Origin of the sequence: Moraxella sp. CTOTU47616, from assembly GCF_032017465.1 — a bacterium.
Taxonomy (GTDB): domain Bacteria; phylum Pseudomonadota; class Gammaproteobacteria; order Pseudomonadales; family Moraxellaceae; genus Faucicola; species Faucicola tetraodonis.
The window spans coordinates 159,274-178,897 of record NZ_DALZPU010000002.1 but is presented as its reverse complement, the minus strand read 5'-3'; the positions used below and the strand labels follow the sequence as shown (position 1 = coordinate 178,897).

16 protein-coding genes are annotated in these 19,624 nt (G+C 43.9%); 8 read left to right on the top strand and 8 right to left on the bottom strand.

Annotation, left to right across the window (positions count from 1 at the left end; all coding sequences use genetic code 11):
* Positions 1-276 precede the first annotated feature (276 nt).
* The 8 genes from uvrB (at position 277) to nfsA (ending at position 11,435) form a co-directional block, all read left to right on the top strand.
* Positions 277-2,394 carry an excinuclease ABC subunit UvrB gene (gene uvrB / locus RTS10_RS02865; RefSeq protein ID WP_312539149.1) on the top strand — a complete coding sequence of 706 codons (2,118 nt, stop codon included), beginning with the start codon at positions 277-279 and terminating at the stop codon, positions 2,392-2,394.
* Between the two features lie 40 nt (positions 2,395-2,434).
* Positions 2,435-3,391: a hypothetical protein gene (locus tag RTS10_RS02860; protein ID WP_312539148.1), complete on the top strand. Its 957-nt coding sequence runs from the start codon at positions 2,435-2,437 to the stop codon at positions 3,389-3,391.
* Positions 3,392-3,435: 44 nt separating this feature from the next.
* Positions 3,436-6,150 carry an aminopeptidase N gene (gene pepN, locus RTS10_RS02855; RefSeq protein WP_409455577.1) on the top strand — a complete coding sequence of 905 codons (2,715 nt, stop codon included), beginning with the start codon at positions 3,436-3,438 and terminating at the stop codon, positions 6,148-6,150.
* Between the two features lie 55 nt (positions 6,151-6,205).
* On the top strand, positions 6,206-7,459 hold the full coding sequence (locus tag RTS10_RS02850; RefSeq protein WP_312539147.1) for a YbfB/YjiJ family MFS transporter: 1,254 nt from the start codon (positions 6,206-6,208) through the stop codon (positions 7,457-7,459).
* Positions 7,460-7,480: 21 nt separating this feature from the next.
* On the top strand, positions 7,481-8,221 hold the full coding sequence (locus RTS10_RS02845; protein ID WP_312539146.1) for a nitroreductase family protein: 741 nt from the start codon (positions 7,481-7,483) through the stop codon (positions 8,219-8,221).
* A gap of 39 nt (positions 8,222-8,260) precedes the next feature.
* Positions 8,261-9,616, top strand: a complete 1,356-nt coding sequence (locus RTS10_RS02840) for a solute carrier family 23 protein (protein ID WP_312115044.1) — start codon at positions 8,261-8,263, stop codon at positions 9,614-9,616.
* Between the two features lie 108 nt (positions 9,617-9,724).
* A complete protein-coding gene (locus tag RTS10_RS02835; RefSeq protein ID WP_312384014.1) occupies positions 9,725-10,588 on the top strand; it encodes an HpcH/HpaI aldolase/citrate lyase family protein in 864 nt (287 codons plus the stop codon).
* 70 nt (positions 10,589-10,658) lie between these two features.
* A complete protein-coding gene (gene nfsA / locus RTS10_RS02830) occupies positions 10,659-11,435 on the top strand; it encodes an oxygen-insensitive NADPH nitroreductase (protein ID WP_312384012.1) in 777 nt (258 codons plus the stop codon).
* 111 nt (positions 11,436-11,546) lie between these two features.
* On the opposite strand, the gene purB is transcribed toward nfsA, so the two are convergent.
* The 8 genes from purB to RTS10_RS02790 form a co-directional block, all read right to left on the bottom strand.
* Entirely contained in the window at positions 11,547-12,929 is a 1,383-nt protein-coding gene (purB, locus tag RTS10_RS02825) for an adenylosuccinate lyase (protein ID WP_312539144.1), read from the bottom strand.
* An 80-nt stretch (positions 12,930-13,009) separates the two neighbouring features.
* Positions 13,010-14,056, bottom strand: a complete 1,047-nt coding sequence (locus RTS10_RS02820) for a multidrug resistance efflux transporter family protein (protein WP_312539143.1) — start codon at positions 14,054-14,056, stop codon at positions 13,010-13,012.
* 59 nt (positions 14,057-14,115) lie between these two features.
* A complete protein-coding gene (gene queE / locus RTS10_RS02815; protein ID WP_312539142.1) occupies positions 14,116-14,838 on the bottom strand; it encodes a 7-carboxy-7-deazaguanine synthase QueE in 723 nt (240 codons plus the stop codon).
* A gap of 72 nt (positions 14,839-14,910) precedes the next feature.
* Positions 14,911-15,306 carry a carboxymuconolactone decarboxylase family protein gene (locus RTS10_RS02810; RefSeq protein WP_312539140.1) on the bottom strand — a complete coding sequence of 132 codons (396 nt, stop codon included), beginning with the start codon at positions 15,304-15,306 and terminating at the stop codon, positions 14,911-14,913.
* 35 nt (positions 15,307-15,341) lie between these two features.
* A complete protein-coding gene (locus RTS10_RS02805; protein WP_312115032.1) occupies positions 15,342-17,168 on the bottom strand; it encodes an ATP-dependent nuclease in 1,827 nt (608 codons plus the stop codon).
* Between the two features lie 87 nt (positions 17,169-17,255).
* The gene (gene dapD / locus RTS10_RS02800) at positions 17,256-18,077 is read right to left on the bottom strand and encodes a 2,3,4,5-tetrahydropyridine-2,6-dicarboxylate N-succinyltransferase (RefSeq protein WP_203172024.1); all 822 of its coding nucleotides are present in this window, start codon (positions 18,075-18,077) and stop codon (positions 17,256-17,258) included.
* A gap of 170 nt (positions 18,078-18,247) precedes the next feature.
* Positions 18,248-18,937: an LrgB family protein gene (locus RTS10_RS02795; RefSeq protein WP_312539137.1), complete on the bottom strand. Its 690-nt coding sequence runs from the start codon at positions 18,935-18,937 to the stop codon at positions 18,248-18,250.
* A gap of 56 nt (positions 18,938-18,993) precedes the next feature.
* Positions 18,994-19,455, bottom strand: a complete 462-nt coding sequence (locus RTS10_RS02790; protein WP_312539136.1) for a CidA/LrgA family protein — start codon at positions 19,453-19,455, stop codon at positions 18,994-18,996.
* Positions 19,456-19,624: the final 169 nt, after the last annotated feature.

Genomic DNA, 19,624 nt, shown 5'->3' with positions numbered 1-19,624 from the left:
ATAGCAAAATGACTTATACAAGTCACTGTCGCTACAGTGGAAAAAGTCAGGGGATATTATAAGGGATTTTGCCAAATTAACCTAATGCTTTTAAATGCCTAACTGGAATAGGCTAATGGGGTAATTTTAACAAATTTGATGATGGCTGGTTTGTTAATGGGTGGTCTTTTTTGATATAACCCAATCACTGATACAATATTTCGCGTTATTTTGCTTTAACTTCTCACCCATCAACCCCATTATTTACCCATCTGTGACTACGATAAAGACAAAAAAATGCGATCACCTCAATCTTCCCGCTCCGAACGTGAACTTAGCCAACTTGCCCGCCAAATCCAAGATGACGCCCAAATTACCGGTGTCAATGCCAGTGGCACCCAAATCTCAAGTAAACCCTTTGAGATGGTGACCGAATTTGAACCCTCAGGCGACCAACCGCAAGCGATTGCCAAATTGGTTGACGGTGTTGAGCGCGGCATGCACGGTCAGCTGCTCTTAGGGGTGACAGGCTCAGGTAAAACCTACACCATGGCAAAAGTGATTTCCCAATGCCAGCGTCCTACCATCATCATGGCACACAACAAAACCCTTGCCGCCCAGCTATATGGCGAGTTTAAGGCGTTCTTTCCGCACAATGCTGTGGAGTATTTTGTCAGTTATTACGACTATTATCAGCCTGAAGCGTATGTACCTGCCAGCGATACCTTTATCGAAAAAGACAGCGCCATTAACGACCATATCGACCAAATGCGTCTGTCTGCCACGCGTGCGCTACTCGAACGTCGTGATGCCATTATCATTGCATCGGTGTCTTGTATTTATGGTCTCGGTGACCCAGAAAGCTACCTAAAAATGCTTCTTCACATCGTAGTGGGTGACAAAATCGACCGCACTGCCATGCTCAAACGCTTGGTGGAGCTGCAATATACGCGTAACGAGCTTGACTTTGGGCGAGGTACTTACCGTTTGCGTGGCGAAGTGCTGGATATTTACCCAGCTGAGTCTGAACAGCTTGCGGTGCGTATCAGTATGTTTGATGACGAAGTGGAAAAAATCACTTGGTTTGACCCGTTGACAGGCAAGAACGTGCGCAGTGTGCCACGCATTACCATCTATCCAAAATCACACTACGTCACCCCACGAGACAAGTTAGAAAGAGCCAGTGGCACTATTAAAGCCGAGCTTGAACAACGCCTTGAGTATTTTCGAGCGCATGACAAACTGATTGAAGCACAGCGTATCAAAGAACGCACCACTTATGATTTGGAAATGATTCAACAGCTTGGCTACTGTAACGGCATTGAGAACTATTCGCGCCATTTATCGGGACGTCCTGCGGGTGAAGCACCGCCGACGTTGTTTGACTATATTCCGCCCGACGCCTTGCTATTTATTGATGAAAGCCATGTAACCGTGCCACAAGTCGGCGCGATGTACAAAGGCGATAGAAGTCGTAAAGAAACTTTGGTCAATTATGGCTTTCGCCTGCCATCTGCGATGGATAACCGCCCGCTGATGTTTGAAGAATGGGAGCGTATTACCCCAAGTACAGTGTATGTGTCGGCGACCCCGGCGCAGTACGAGCTTGAGCACAGCGAGCAAATCGTAGAGCAAGTGGTGCGTCCGACAGGTCTGGTCGATCCGATACTAGAGATTCGCCCTGTCTTGACCCAAGTTGATGATGTGCTATCAGAAATCAACATTCGTAAAGCCAAAGATGAGCGAGTGCTGATTACCACGCTCACCAAACGCATGGCAGAAGATTTGACCGGTTATCTAAAAGAGTACAACATCAAAGTCGCTTATTTGCACTCGGATATTGACACGGTGGAGCGGATGAAAATCATCCACGAACTGCGGACAGGCGTGCATGATGTGCTGGTTGGTATCAACCTGTTGCGTGAGGGGTTGGATATGCCTGAGGTGAGCTTGGTGGCGATTTTTGATGCGGATAAAGAAGGCTTTTTACGCTCGGAGCGTTCGCTCATTCAGACCATCGGTCGTGCCGCGCGCCATGTCAATGGTAAGGCGATTTTATACGCTGACAGCATTACCCCAAGTATGCAAAAGGCGATGGAAGAAACCGAGCGTCGCCGTGCCAAACAGATGGCGTATAACGAAGAACATGGCATCACGCCGACATCCGCTCGCCGTCAGATTACCGATAAAATCGACACAGGCGAGGCAGAAGCCCCGAATGATAACCAAGCGATTGCGGTCACCCATGCGTTCCCCGATGTGGATATTTCGATTTTGCGTTCGCCTGATTTGCTGGCTAAAGAGATTGCACGGTTAGAAAAAGAGATGAAAGCCTTGTCGCGTGATTTGAAGTTTGAGGAGGCAGCGAAGGTAAGGGATAAAGTAGTGAGTTTAAGGGAATTTGTTTTACAGTAATTTCAGTTACATTTATAAACAGGTGAAAAAGGCTTGAAAAATGCAAATAATGACTCAAAGGTTTACTGAGCAATTAAGACTTCTACGTTATTCACACCTTGAAACCTGCATGATATGTAATCATCGATTTTGTGAAAATGAAACAACTCACTTTGGCTATGGCGAGAATGAACTTGCTTTAGAAGTTTGTAATGATTGTATTGATACTTTAGTTGAAACTGCAGTTAGACATGTATATAGCAAGTTGCCATATGAAAAACCTGAGTTAAATACTAAACTTTGGCGTTATATGGATTTTACAAAATACGTTAGTATGCTTTCATCTTCTTCGCTATTTTTTGCAAGGGCTGATACCTTTGATGACTTTTATGAAGGTGCAAAAGGAGTCGCTAAAAATAAAGATAAGTGGGATAGTTTTTATTTAGAATTTTTTAGACATGCTTTAACTAATCCACCAGAAGGAATAGATTTGAATCATGATGAAAGTTATATTGAGTCTCAATCAAAAAGATTATTAAAAGAACTTGAGGAAGGTGGTAAAAATATACGTAAAAGAGTATTTATTAACTGTTGGCATGCAAATGATTATGAATCTGAGGCAATGTGGAGACTGTATGCACAATTATTTAATAATGCTGTAGCTATTCAAACCACTTATGAAAGTCTTTACGAAAATATTGGAAAAAAATATCTAATTGAAATTGGAAAAGTAAAATATATTGATTATTCAAAAAGTTTTGCAGGAGTTAATGATTCATTTTGGAAAAAAAGAAAGTCATTTGCTCATGAACAAGAGGTTAGGGCAATTATTCACGATTTCGAAACGCAAGATTTAGGTAAGTTAGTTTCTTGCGACCTTAATAATTTAATAGATAATGTCTATGTTTCTCCTACTGCCCCAAAATGGTTTCATAAACTGGTAGAAGAAATTAATTTAAAATATGGTATAACTGTGCCTGTCAAACAATCCCAACTTAATGAAGAACCATTTTTTTGATATTTTTTCATTTATTCAGAAATTAGATTTTAAAGAGAGCAAAAATGACCAACGTCACACAAAGCAACCAAACCGAAAATCCCCAGCTATTAAACACCGAAATGCCCGATGTACCCACCAATATACCCACACCAGACCCCAGTTTAAATAGTCACCAATTAAATAGTAACCAATTAAATACTAACCAGCCGCAAAAAATCTACCTAAAAGACTACACGCCGCCTGTCTTTAGCGTCAATCACATTGACTTAAAAATTGAGTTGTTTGATGGCGCTGATAAAAAGCATGCAACCGTGACCGCCAATCTTGACATGACAAGAAACACGGCAGGCGATTTGGTGCTCTTTGGACGAGAATTACAAATTGAATCAATTAGCTTAAACGGCAAAACCTTAAGCAAAAGCGACTACCAACTAGACCAAGAAAGCCTAACGATTGTTAACGCGCCAGACACTTGTCAGATTACCACCGTCGTCACCATCGTGCCGCAAACCAATACCAGTCTTGAAGGTTTATACCAAGCAGGGGAAGGGGCGGACAAAATGTTCTGTACCCAGTGTGAGCCAGAAGGGTTTCGTAAAATTACCTTTTATCCAGACCGTCCCGATGTGCTTGCCACCTTCACCACACGCATTGAAGCCGATAAAGCTTACCCAACGCTGCTTGCCAATGGTAATTTAATCGACCAAGGCGAGCTTGCGGGCGACCGTCATTTTGCGGTGTGGCAAGACCCCACCAAAAAACCGAGTTATCTATTCGCTTGCGTGATTGCAGATTTGGACGTATTGACCGATCAGTATGTCACCAGTGAAGGGCGTGAGGTGCTGCTTGAGTTATACGCCAAGCATGAAAACATCGAGCAGTGCCATGTCGGCATGCAAGCGTTAAAAGACTCAATGAAATGGGATGAAGACAATTACGGACGGGCGTATGATCTTGACCGCTATATGATTGTGGCGGTTAGCCAGTTTAATATGGGCGCGATGGAAAACAAAGGATTAAATATCTTTAACACCGCTTGCGTCCTATCTAGCCCAGAGACCACCACCGATCGCCGCAACTTTAATGTCAAAGCGGTAATTGCCCATGAATACTTCCATAACTGGACGGGCAACCGTATCACCTGCCGTGACTGGTTTCAGCTGTGCCTAAAAGAAGGCTTTACCGTATTTCGTGACCAGTCTTTTTCCGAAAGTCTGCATTCCCCTGCGGTACAGCGGATTGATGATGTGGCAACATTGCGAGCGGCGCAGTTTCCTGAAGATGCCAGCCCATTGGCGCATCCACCACGCCCTGACCATTTTGTCGAGATTAATAATTTCTACACCGCCACAGTGTACGAGAAAGGCGCAGAAATCGTGCGCATGATTGCCAATACGCTTGGCAAAGAAAAATTCCGTCAAGGCACGGATGAATATTTCCGCCGTTACGATGGGCAAGCGGTGACGGTTGAAGACTTGTTATCTGCACTGAGCGTTGCAGATCCAAGTATTGAAAAATTTATTGATTGGTATACCCAGCCAGGTACGCCGACGTTATCAGGGCATTTTGAAAAAACAGCTGACAAGCTTATCTTGACGCTAAGCCAACACACGCGCCCAGTGGCAGGCTATCCTGCACCAAAACCTTTGCCGATTCCTATCAAAATGGCGATTTTTAACCGTGCCACTGGACAACTGGTAAAAGAAGATTTGGTGTTACTGCGCGATGACAGTCAAACGTTTAACTTTGACGGTTTGTTTACCACAGCGGATTTTGACCCTGTGGTGTCATTGCTTCGTGATTTTTCCGCGCCTGTTCAGCTCAATTTTGAGTATAGCAATGATGATTTAGCGTTTTTGATGCAATATGAGACCAATGGTTTTAACCGTTGGCAAGCGGCACAGTTGTTGGTCAATCGTATTTTATTGCAAAATGCCGATACCGATGCCTATATCACGGCATTAAAAGCCAGTCTGCCAGCGCTATCAGAAACCGATCCCATGCTAGCGGCGCGGTTACTAGATATGCCAAGCGAGCGAGAGCTGGGTAGTGCGATTCAAACCGACTATGACCCTAGCCAAGTTCGTGCCCGTCATCAAGCGGTCAAAAAAGCCGTGGCGGTAGCGCTTAAAGACATTTGGCAAAGTGCGTATGCCAAACTGCCGATTAGCGCGTATGAAGATACAGCCGAAGCAATGGGCGTGCGGGCATGGCGAAATGTAGTACTGGATATGGCGTTATTGGCGGGCGTGAGTGATGCCCAACACTGGGCGATTACCCAATACCAACAAGCGTCTTGTATGACCGAGCGTTTAGGCGCGTTAAATGCGGCGGTGGAGCATGGTTTGCCCCAAAAAGCCGAATGGCTTGCCGATTTTTACCAACGCTTTCATCATGATGCATTGGTGATGGATTTATGGTTTGGTGTCCAAGCCAATGATAGCCAGGCGAGCGTTGCCGATATTTTTGCGTTAACCTCACACCAAGACTTTGATATCAATACCCCAAACCGGGTGCGTGCGGTGCTCGGCGGATTGCTTGCGCAGCCTACCAAAATTTGGACACAGCAGGGCGTTGAGCAGTATTTGAGCATGATGCAAGATTTGGATAAACGTAACCCACTGTTGGCGTCACGTTTGATTCAAGGTTTATCAAATTGGAATGCCTTAGTAGCAGACAAAAAGTCAATGGTTAACCAGGCTTTGATATTAAGCCAAGCTAATATGTCATCCAAAAATGTGAAGGAAACCTTGCAAAGTATGCTCAATAATCTTTAAAATGCAAGCTTAAACGCTGACAAGTCGTGTCAATAAAATCAAGGGGTAACGCAAAATGTCACAATCTGACCGACAACAGATTATATTTTGCTTTATCCTAGCGATTACCGCGCTTGCCGTGGCAATGGGAATCGGGCGATTTGCCTTTACACCGATTTTGCCTTTGATGATACAAGAAGGCACGGTGCATCTTGCGCAAACGGCGTGGTTATCAAGTAGCAACTATATTGGCTATTTGGTCGGGGCGCTGTCACTGCTTAAAAGTAAGCGACATCCGCTTTTTGTCATATTAGGTCTCAGCTTGGTGACACTCACCACTTGGCTGGCTTCGCTAAGCAGCTTTGCTTGGTTACTGGTGCTACGTTTTTTGGCGGGTGTGGCAAGCGCTTGGGTGCTGGTATCTATCAGTGCGTTTGCAATCAATTGGTTAAAATCAAGACAGGTAGTCACTAGCGGCTTGATTTACACGGGTGTCGGTATCGGTATCACCCTCACAGGATTGATTTGTAGCTATTTTATTTTTCAATCAGCGACGGCGACTATCGCGGCCCAGTCATCATTGAGTCCATTATCGAGTCGATTATGGCAGTATCTAGGCATGATTGCGCTGCTCGCCACCCTGCTTGTCACCTTTCTACTGGCGAAAATCAATTCGCAGTTTGCCTCAACAGCCGCTGCCAAAACCTCTCATACCAAAGCTACTCATACCAATCCTACCGCCTCTAGCATACCCCCAGCTGCCAAGCTAAAATTAGCGAATGTATTAACCGCCTATGGTTTGTTTGGGTTTGGCTATATTTTACCTGCGACTTTTTTGCCACAAATCGCCAAGCAATGGTTATCGGGTCAAAGTTATTTGCTGATTTGGCCGTTTTTTGGGCTGGCGGCGGCTTTGTCGGTAGTATTGTCGCAGGGGTTACAACACCGTTATAACAATTTTTCTTTGCTCGGCGTTTGGCGAGTGTCGCAAATTATCATGGCGGTTGGTACGTTATTGCCTGCGGTTTGGCAGTCGTTGGCAGGTTTGATGTTGTCAGCGCTGATGGTGGGCGGCACTTTTATGGTGGTGACGATGGCAGGGCTACAAGTGGCAGCAAGCCAAGTCACGCACTATCCTAAATACAATTTAAGTGCGCTGATGACCGCAAGTTTTGCCTTTGGGCAGCTTATCGGACCGCTAACTGCGCTAGTTGCAACAGGCAAAAATATTTGGCTTGCGTTGTTACCCGTCTCTGCCATCGTTTTGCTTATTGGGGTGGCGCTACTTTGGCGACCGTATCAACATCAACAATCATCAAATCATGTTTAAATCACTTCTAACGGGGTAATCATGAATAATCAAACCATTGAACTTTTACAAAATCATCGGGTGTATCGAGAATTTGACAGTAGCGCCACTGTGCCAGATTCGCAATTAAACGACATCATCAAATGCGCCCAGCAAGCGCCCAGTTGGCAAAACGGACAGCACTACAGCATTATCAACATCAGTGATAAGGCGTTACGTCAAAAAATCGTCGATTTGCAACCGCGTAACCCTCAGATTGCCCAATGTAGTGTGTTTTTGGTATTTGTGATGGATGGTTATCGCTCCTATTTGAGCAGTGAAGCGTATGATGGCAGCTTTGAGGGTTTTAAGGATAGTGATACATTGATTACCCTCGCTACCGATACGGCATTAGCAGCACAAAATGCCACGGTAGCGGCAGAGAGTTTGGGTTATGCCACCTGTCCGATTGGCGGTTTGCGTATGATTGCCAATGACTTAATCGAACTGCTTCAGCTACCAAAATATACCTATCCAATTTTTGGCTTATGTATCGGTAAACCAGCGGTTGAGATGCGCCTAAAACCGCGTTTACCAAAATCTGCAGTGTATTTTGACAATCAGTATCAAGTTGACGCGTTACCACAAACGCTCGCCGATTATGAGCAAACCATTTTGGCGTTTAATGAAGCGCGTGAGCGTAAGCCATACCGTCAAAAATTTGCCGATTACTACAGTCAACCGTATGTCGCTGCTGCAGAAGATTGGCTCAAAGCGCAGGGTTTTTTGACAAAACAAAAATAACGTGTAAAATTCGCGCAGTTGACAGATGAGAGCAAAATTATGGCAAATTCGCAAAGACAACCAACCCATCAAAATACCGGCAATGATAGCGGCTGGTTCCCAAAATGGCAGCCTTACGATGGGCATTTAGATCATCATCCTGTGCGTATTCATGAGTATTTACCTGCTGATAAAAGTCTGTTACTTGGGCTGCAACATGCGTTTGCGATGTTTGGGGCAACTGTGCTTGCGCCGCTATTGATGGGATTTGATGCCAACCTTGCGATTTTGATGGCGGGGCTCAGTACGGTGCTGTTTTTCTTTTTGACGGGTGGGCGAGTACCCAGTTATTTAGGGTCAAGTTTTGCGTTTATCGCGCCCGTGATTACCGCGACGGCTTATACAGGTTCAGGCTTTAACGGTAATTTATCCGTGGCGCTTGGTGGTATTTTTGTCTGTGGTATTTTTTATGGCATGGTCGGATTACTGGTGATGAAAACAGGGGTTGGCTGGATTGAGAAACTCATGCCGCCTGTGGTAACCGGTGCGATTGTGATGATTATCGGGCTAAATTTGGCGCCAGTGACTATCAAAGGCGTGTCGGGGAACCAGTTTGATAGTTGGGTTGCGTTGATGACGGTGCTGTGTATCAGTGCGGTCGCTGTGTTTAGCCGCGGTATGCTACGTCGTTTGTTGCTACTGATTGGTTTGGTATTGGCATATATGGCATATTTTGTGCTCACCAATGTGCTTGGGTATGGCAAGCCGATTGATTTTACCCCAGTTGCCCAAGCAGCTTGGGTGGGATTACCCAATTTTTATCATCCGACGTTTGATATCAACGCAATAATTTTGATTGCCCCGGTTGCCTTTATTTTAATCGCCGAAAATTTAGGCCATATCAAAGCGGTAGAAGCCATGACAGGACAAGCGGTATCGCCCTATATGGGACGGGCTTTTTTCGCCGATGGTCTATGTACGGCGATGTCATCGAGCATGGGCGGTACAGGCGTGACAACCTATGCGGAAAATATCGGCGTGATGGCAGTGACCAAAGTATATTCGACCACGGTTTTTGTGGTGGCAGGCTTGATTGCTGTGCTACTGGGGCTATCACCAAAATTTGGCGCGCTTATCCATACTATCCCAGCGCCGTTATTGGGCGGTGCCTCCATCGTGGTTTTTGGGCTTATCACGGTAGCAGGGGTCAAAATTTGGCTGGATAATCACATCGATTTTAGCAAAAATGCTAATTTAATCATTGCTGCGGTGACCGTCATTATGGGTGCTGGGGATTTTAGCTTACATATTGGACAATTTAATTTGGGTGGTATCGGTACTGCGACAGTGGTCGCCATCGTGTTAAATTTACTGTTTAGCCGCAGTGAAAAAGCCAAATTGACGGTTTTAAAATAACTTAAAAAACGCGCTACTTTGGGTAGGGCGTTGTTGCTGGATAAGCTGTTTGATAAGTTGTTTGCCAAAAAGAATATGTCACCAAAAATGGACGAAAAAGGATGTCGCATGAGCGAAAACAATGTAGCAAAACCCAAGGGATTGAGCGCAACCAGTTATTTGTTTGTACCCGCCATCAATATTGAGCGGGTGGAAAAAGCCTTTGCCCGTGGCGCAGATACGGTGATAATTGACTTGGAAGATGCGGTCAGTGATAGTGTCAAAATGGAGTCGCGTGACAATGTGGTCAATTATCTAAGCGGCGCTGATGCCCAGCCTGTTTGGGTGCGTATCAATGCCGCAAGTAGCAACCACCAAGCAGGCGATATTGATTTGCTCAAATCTTTGCCAGCATCTGCAATGAACAACGTGATTGGGGTAGTGCTACCCAAAGTCGAGCACGCCATAGAGATTGACCGTGTCCGTCATGCGCTCGCCAAACCCATGATTGCCTTGATTGAGACACCCAAAGGCATGGCAAATATACCCGACATCGCCGCTGCGGCAGGATTGACTGCGCTCAGTTTTGGCTTTTTGGATATCTGTGAAAAATTGGGCGTGCGCGCAGACAGCGAGGCAGGGCAGATGGTTGCCAACCAAATCCGTTATCAGCTAAGCTTGCATAGTGCCATCAATGCGCTCACCCCACCGATTGAATGCGTATACCCGCCTTTTAATGACGATGACGGTTTAACCCAGCGGGTAAATGGGTGGCGCGATTTGGGTTTTTCAGGGATGCTGTGTATTCATCCAAACCAAGTCGCCATTGTCAATGCACTGGCTAGACCCAGCCAAGCACAGCTTGCCTTTGCCAAAAAAGTGGCTGACCATTATGCACAGACAGGGCTTGCGGCATTTGCCATGGATGGACAAATGGTCGATACGCCGGTGATTGTGCAAGCCCAAAAGCTGATTGAAAAATACCAACCCTAAGGCTAATCAAACCCTAACCCAACTTATAACAACACAAACCATAACAAGGCAAATCATAACAAGGTAAATTATGACAACACATAGTGAGCATAGCGACAGTAAACCCACCCTAGAGACGATACTCAATCATCGTTCAATTCGCAAATTCACCAATCAGCCAATAGATGCAGCGACGTTTGAGCAGCTTATCGAAGCGGGGATGGCAGGCTCATCATCGGGATTTTTGCAGTCAGCAAGCATCATTCGGGTGACAGATGCAACGCAGCGCTATGACATACGCCGTATTTGCGCCGATGCCCAGCAAGCCAAAGACGGAGAAAAATACGGTCATCCCTATGTGGAGCAGTGTGCCGAGCTGCTAATTTTTTGTATGGACAACCACCGCCACCAAACCCTTGTACCCAATGCGCAAATTGATTGGACTGAAGTCACCATTGTTGGGGCGGTTGATGCAGCCATTATGGCGCAAAATCTGCTACTAGCGGCTGAGAGCATGGGATTGGGTGGTGTGTATTTGGGCAGTATCCGCAATGATATCAGACGGATGGGCGACATACTCAAACTGCCACAAGGCGTGGTGCCGCTATTTGGCATGGCATTGGGTTATCCTGACCAAAATCCTGCCATGCGTCCACGTTTGCCAAAGGCATTGGTGGTTTCCACCAACCAATATCAACCCGCTGACAAATCCGCATTAGACCAGTATAACCAAACCGTTGCCGATTATTATACGACGCGTGGTCAAGCAGGGTCAGATTGGGTGCACACCATTGAAAGTTATTTGGATAAACCCGTCCGTCCCGAGGTGCTGCCTTATCTGAACCAACAAGGCTATGCCAAAAAATAACCCAAAGCTCAATCAAACAATTCATCTAAAAAAAATTTATCTAAAAAAATCATGTAAAAAAATTCTGTAAAAAAAGGACGCTTAGGCGTCCTTTTTGATGAGCGAAAAGTCTTACTTTAATAAATTTTTCAAGTTTTTGGCTTGCTGTGCTGCATTACCTGTATAAGTGGCAGGGGTCAAATCAGCCAAACGTTGACGCTCAGCTTCTGGCACCGCTGTGAGTTCATCACCATTGACGAAGTTGACCATCATCTCACGGGTCATGGCTTGACCGCGGGTCAAGGCCTTTAGTTTCTCATAAGGTTTTTCAACATTGTAGCGACGCATCACGGTTTGGATTGGCTCCGCCAACACTTCTTGTGCAAGCGCTAGGTCTTCATTGAGACGATTGGCATTAAGCTCTAATTTGCCAATACCTTTTAAACAGGCGTCAAAGGCAATCAGACTTTGGGCAAAGCCCACCCCCATATTGCGAAGGACTGTCGAGTCGGTCAAGTCGCGCTGCATACGAGAAATCGGCAATTTTTCGCCCAAATGTGCCAACACGGCATTGGCAATACCTAGATTACCTTCTGAGTTTTCAAAGTCGATTGGGTTGACTTTGTGTGGCATGGTGGATGAGCCCACTTCGCCATCTTTGAGTTTTTGTTTGAAATAACCCAAGGAGATATACGTCCATACATCACGGTTAAAATCAATCAAAATGGTATTGTAACGGCGCAGCGCGTCAAACAATTCGGCGATATAGTCGTGTGGCTCAATTTGGGTGGTATACGGATTAAAGGTCAACCCAAGGCTGGTGACAAAGTTTTCGGCATTTTTTGCCCAGTCAATTTGTGGGTAAGCTGACAGGTGCGCGTTGTAGTTGCCCACCGCACCATTGATTTTACCTAGCAATTCTACGTTGTTAAATTGCTTGAGCTGGCGATGCAGACGGTATGCCACGTTTGCCATTTCTTTACCCAAAGTCGTTGGGCTCGCGGTTTGCCCATGCGTGCGCGAAAGCATGGGTTGGTCGGCATGGGTTTCGGCGAGCGCGGCAATCTCATCAATGATTTTTTGCATCGATTGCGCCAGTACGTCGCGACCTGATTTTAGCATCAACGCGTGTGATAAGTTATTGATGTCTTCAGAGGTACAGGCAAAATGGATAAATTCACCCGCGTCTTTTAGCGCATCGATATCGGCAATTTTTTCTTTTAAAAAGTATTCAACGGCTTTGACATCATGGTTGGTGGTGCGTTCGATGTCTTTGATACGCATCGCGTCTGCTTCGCTAAAATTGGCTACAATCGCATCCAAACGCTCATTGGTCGCTGCCGAAAAAGGCTGAATTTCATGAATATCGGCATGATTGGCAAGGGTCTGCAACCAGCGCACTTCCACCGTCACACGGGCATGAATCAAGCCAAATTCTGACAGGTAAGGACGTAAACTATCCACTTTACTGGCATAGCGACCATCAATAGGTGAAAGAGCGGTCAAAGTATTCATCAAATAATCCTAATCGGTTAAATAAAGGGTTAACGTAAAAGTGCCTGCATTATAGCAAACTATCACAACGTGGACTACCGCTAGCGTTGCTTGGCAAACAGCACAAGCCCAATAATCACCAACGCAATCCCCACAAAACTTAAGCCTGATGGCATGGGCGTGTGCAGCAGCAACATACCGCCTAACAACGCAAAAATAATTTCACTGCCTTGTGTGGCATCAACGGCGGCTAGTTGTTGTGGCTGTTTGGCAAGACTACGGGCATGTAAAAAAGTGGTCGTACCGAGCACACCTGCCATCAAGGCAACCAAAAAACTAATGGTCATTTGTGAGACACTGGGCGCGGGCGGTTGTACTATGACGCCTAATAGCAACCACATCGGCAATGACCCTAGCGACATCAGCCAGACTTTATGCAAAGGATTTGATAGCAGTGGGGAAGTCACTTGCGGCACTTTTTGTAGCAATTTGCTCGTTGCCAATTCGCTCGTTTCATTGCTCGTTGCCAATTTACTCGTTGCCTTGCTTGTTGCATGGGTATGATGGGTAGAGTCCCCTTTGGGTTGTCCTGCTTGCCAAATCAATTGATTACCTAAGGGAAAACAAAAACTTGCAATAAAGGCAGGCAGCGCACCAAATAGCAACAAAGCATGCCAATCAGTGCCTTGGCTCGTGCTATGCCTTAACCCTTCACCCACATTGGCAAGTACCACACCGATAAATACAATCACCGAATAGACAATGACCTTTTTTTGAAATGATTGCCCAAAAAAACTCAGCACCACCAAGCTTGCTACGACAGTGAATAAATAGGTCGCGGCAATCACCCACCCTTCCGCATAATCCGCCGCAAACGCTAGGAGTCCATACGTGCCCAGTCCAATGCCGCCCGTCACACACCAAAACTGCCAATGACTGACAAATAGTTTACCTAGCGCTAGTAGCTTGGACGGATTGAGTTTGTTTTGCAGTAAAATAAAAACCGATAACAACAGCCACATAAAAAAACAGCGAAAACTTGCTGACCAAAACCAATGTCCGCCTTGTACACTCATCAATTGATACAGTACAAACGACGTGCTAAAAAAAGCCGACGCAATCAGCCCCCAAACAATCATTTTTCCCATCGGCTTGATATTTCCCTAAGTTGTGTTCTAACGATTTGGCAGCGGCTAGTTGACAGCGGCTATTTGCCTTTGGCATCTGCCCAAATGATTTTATGCAGTTGCAGTTGAAAACGCACTGGCAGCGCATCGGCAAGTATCCATTCTGCCAAGTCAGTGGCAAGGGTAGGTACATTGGCTTGACGTTCTTCCACATTAAACATCGGAGAAAACCATACCGTTGCGACTTTTTTATCCAGTTGGTAGTCTGCGAGGATTTGTTTTGACCAGTCATAATCGTCGCGATTCATAATGACAAATTTGATTTGGTCATGGGCAGTTAAGTAGGGAAGGTTTTGCCACAGATTTTTATCGGCTTCTTGAGAGCTTGGGGTTTTGATATCCATGACCTTAGAGACCGCCGTTGGCACCTCTGCCACGGACAGCGCGCCCGAAGTTTCAAGCGAAATCTCGTAGCCATGCGAAAGTAGCAACTTCATCAAAGCGATTGCATTGGGCTGGGCTAAAGGTTCGCCACCTGTCAAACAAATACGCTGGCACGGAAAACTCTGACACACTGCCAAAATCCCTGCCAAACTCATGCGCTCGCCGCCGACAAAGGCATATTCGGTATCACAATACACGCAGCGCAGCGGGCAGCCCGTCAAGCGAATAAAAATCGTCGGTAATCCTGCAGTCAAGGCTTCACCTTGCAGCGAATAAAAAATTTCAGTGATTTTAAGTCCTGCTTCGGGGTCAGTGGTGGGAATGGCGGTATTGCGGATGGGTAGCGTTGAATTTGGCATAAATGTGATTAACTAATAAAAATTAGTGTTTATTTTATCAAATTTATGCCAATAAATCTTTGTGTTCAGCGGTTAAAGCAATTTCATTTCGGTTAACACGTCCACTGCAGCACGATAGGCTTCTTGTGCTGCTGGTGCACCGCAGTAAGGTAGACTATGCAGTAGCACTTCTTGAATTTCTGCCACGCTTGCGCCGTTATTAATCGCCCCGCGAATATGCCCTTTTAGTTCTGTCGGGGATTTTTGCGCGATTAAAAAGGCAAGGGTGACTAGCGAGCGGGTTTTACGATCAATGCCTTTTCCATCAGTGGCGTCGCGTTGCCATGTTGAGCCCCAGGCGTGTTCATTAATCCAATCTTGCAGTGGGGCAGTAAATTCGGTGACTTGTGACATGGCACGCTCCACATGCGCTTCGCCCATGACTTGTTTGCGCACGGCGATGCCGTTTTCGTAGTCTTGTTGTGCCATAAAAAGTCCTTAAATTTAATAATGGATGATAAAAACTATGAACTTATAAGTTTATCCAAAAATTCAATTAGTTCGCTTTCTAATATTTGTGACCATTCATTTTTGGTAGTTTCTTGAAAGATTTGATGATTATTTTTATATTTTAAATTTTTACCCTCTAGGTTGTTTTGCTCTACAAAATCTCTAAAAAATTTTTTGACATTTACATTGTCTTCAAAAACCTCAAAAGTATTTGGTGCAATTCCAATATTTGCGAACACTCTTTCTATTGCTCTAGGGTGATAATAGTTTTCAATACAGCTTTTTTTTAAAACATATCCATCAGCTTGATATTTACGAGCTATAAAAGAATCAACTCTTTGCTGTTGCTTTAACTTTTTTTCTTCACCTTGTTGTAAATCACTATCAATTAAAAGATACAAAAATCTATTAGAAGAAGAAAAATACTCAATATTAAGGAAGCTATCTATATCTTCACCCCCACCAAAAGGTAAAACTAGAATTCTAGGATTGCCTAATAAATTACCTAAGTCTAATGACTTGCATATACAATCATAAAATAAGGCATCGTTATGACTTTCAACAAATACTATTTTTTCATGACTATCCATTAAATTATAACTAGGCTTTATGCCTAATTCCTGAATAACTTTTCTAAAAAAAGTTTCGTTATTTAAATCATTCTTATATTCATAATTAGATTGTTGGGTTTTAGTACATAAAATTACTGAATCAAGAGCTGTTGAGCCAGTAAAAACTGGTGAATGAGTTGTAATAAAAATTTGATTTGTTTCAGATAAATCTTTGAAAGCTTCAATTAAATCTTGTTGCGCTGAAGGATGTAAAAAAGTCTCTGGCTCTTCAATCAAATAAATTATATTGCTTTGACGATTTTTTTCTGCCAAATAGCGAAATCTTGCTACCATAAAAATACGTCTATAGCCCGCTCCTTTGTGCGTCATAGGAATTAGTTTTTCATCATTATCGAACTTAAAGCTTACATCAACTGATTTAATGATATCTTTCCAAGAAATTAAAGGTCTGATTTCAACTTCAACCAAATTTGTCGCATATTCTTGCATGAAATGCTTAATAGCTTTTGCCTCTGATTGCATTTCAGTAAAAATTTCATTTTCAATTTTTTTTAATTTTGAATCTTCTAAACTATTTTCTCTATCAAAATAACTTAAAATTTCGCTGACAGATTGAGTTTTGAACTTTGTGTCTGCTTCTAAACCATAATCCGCTTTAAAAAACTCGACATCTGGAAGAAGGGTACTAATTTTAAATTCATCATTAACCCAATGGGCTCGAAATGGTTCATTAGCAAAATGGGATTTAATTTGTTTAATTTTTTCGTACTTGGAATTTCTGCCTTTTCCTGCTACAGGAACACTAATAGAGTTTTCAGCTAAAATTTTACTGATTTCTTCATCCGACTTAAAATAAATATTCTGTAAATCTTCTCTTTCAAAATCATTAAAATAGACCTTTTCTTCTGAAAATTTCGCTTGGTTAAAATTGATACTTTTACGATATTTTAGCGAATTATTATGTAAAAAAGATTCTACATATTCCTCTAAACCAGCTTCTTTTTTGAGTTTTGATTTTAGGCATTCTATCAGTTTGTCTTTCAGAAAATTATCTGTTAATTCTACTTCTATTTCTATGGGCTTATAAATATTGTTAAAATCATTATTACTTATGGGATAGTTCTTTAAGTCAAAAAAAGATGAAATAGCAGATAAAATTGAAGTTTTACCAGTGTCATTTTTACCTATTATAGAGTTGAAAGAGCCAAATTTAATTTCAGCTTCCTTAATACCTCTGTAGTTTTTTATTCTAATTGAGCTAATTAACATATCACTCCTCATATATTAATGAAAATTAAATAAAAAAACCGCTATTAAGCGGTTTAGTGTAGAAAGGAATGATATAAATGTCAAACATTAATCCATTCTTAACAAATCATTGATAGAGGTTTTAGAGCGGGTTTGTGCGTCTACTTTTTTCACGATGACCGCACAGTAAAGCGAGTGTGAGCCGTCTTTGCTTGGCAAACTGCCTGACACGACCACTGACCCTGCAGGAATACGGCCGTAACTGATTTCGCCTGTTTCGCGGTCTAGGATTTTGGTTGATTGACCGATATACACGCCCATCGAAATCACCGAGCCTTCCTCAACGATTACACCTTCAACGATTTCTGAGCGCGCACCGATAAAGCAGTTGTCTTCAATGATGGTTGGGTTGGCTTGTAGCGGCTCAAGGACACCGCCAATGCCGACACCGCCAGACAGATGCACGTTTTTACCGATTTGGGCGCATGACCCCACCGTCGCCCACGTATCGACCATCGTGCCTTCATCGACATAGGCGCCGATATTGACGTAAGATGGCATCAAGATAGCGCCTTTGGCAATGTATGAGCCTTTACGCGCGACGGCAGGTGGCACCACGCGCACGCCCGCTTTGGCAAATTGTTCATCGCCCCAGTCTGAAAATTTGGTTTCGACTTTATCAAAGAACTGCAGGTCACGACCGCCATTCATGATGCGGTTGTCGTTCAGACGAAAGGATAATAATACCGCTTTTTTGACCCATTGGTTGACCATCCATTCACCGTCTTTTTTTTCTGCGACGCGCAAGGTGCCCGCATCGAGCTGAGCGAGCACATCGTTGACGGCGGCACGCACATCGTCGGTGGCGTCATTGGGGTTGAAGTTGGCACGGTTTTCAAACGCATCTTCAATAATCTGTTGTAATGACATAATTTTTTCCTACAATCCAAAAAAAGGTAGGTCATTGTCGCTAATTTTATTTTGTTTGGCAAATATTAATACGTCATTTTGGCAAGTTTTCATGAGTAGATAGCTTTGAGGTGTTGTAAAATCACAGCAGGTATTAAAAGGCATGTGTTAAATAGCTTAAAGAGCATGGGTTAAATAGCCGTCATTAAATGAATCAGCGCAGGACCAAAAAATACCATAAATAACCCTGCCAATACCATCGTTAGACTGGCAATCACGCCTTCGCTTTCGTGGCGCTGACTGGCTCTTGCAGTACCAAAACCATGTGACGCATTACCCAATGCCACGCCGTGGGCAAGATGGAAACGGATTTTTGACCAGGCCAGTACCATATCGCCAATCACCATGCCGACCACCCCAGTAATTAAAGTAAATAGCGACACGAGCGCCGCTGAACCATGAATCTGCTGCGCCAAATCAATCGCAAATGGGGTAGAAATTGACCGTGCCATCAAACTGTAGGTGAGTGTGGCATCAAATTTAAATACGCTAGCAAACACCATGATGCTAGCAATACCCACCAACATGCCCACCACAATCGACACCGCAAGCACGGCAGCATAGCGGTAAATCAATTGACGATACTGATAAATCGGTATGGCAAATGCCACGGTGGCAGGGCCTAACAACTCAACAATCCAAGCGGTATCGGCAAAATAGGTTTGGTAAGAAATCCCAAGCACAATCATCAAAATAATCGTTACCGTCGCCACTGTGATGGCAGGATTGAGCCAAAATTTTGGGAAACGGGCATAGACCCGCTTTGCTAAAACATACGCCAAGATAGTCCAGATTAAACAGCCGATAGAGATAATATTCATAGTAAATTACGATTGGTATGATTAATGATTAATGATTAATGATTAATGATTAATGATTAATGATGGGCATGGTGCGTGCGGCGATACAACGCGCGCTTAACACGATTGCCTAGCATAAAAGTGATGGCAGAGCTCAGCATCACCAGTGCCGTACTCACGACAATGGTAATCATCAGCTGCCAACCTTTAGCAAAAAATAACTGCTGATATTGGGTAATCGACATCATCAGCGGAATAAATAACAGCACCAACTCACCCAAGATAAACTTCGCGCCGATATTGACCCAGTTGGGTTTAATTACCCCAGTTAATAGCAATCCCAGCATCAAAAACAGCCCCAAGATGCCAGATGACATAGGGAGGTTGAATAACTTTTTGAGGATGTCAGCTGAGCCCCATACCACACCAATGAGGGTGATTTGCAGTAAAATTTTGACCAGTGGCTTTTGTAACATAGGGTCTATTTTATGGGGTAACAGTTTATGACGTAATAGCTGCTGAAAAGTTGGAAGATTCATAGTGCGTTTCATGGTAAACAAGTCATCAACAATGAAGATATGTAGTATAAAAAAACCATTAACAAAAAATATGAATAATATTTTTAAAATTATGCGTAAAATCTATAGAGCTACAAAACGAAGCTATAACAATATAAAGCTATTTTATAAAGCTATTTTGGGCAGTGCA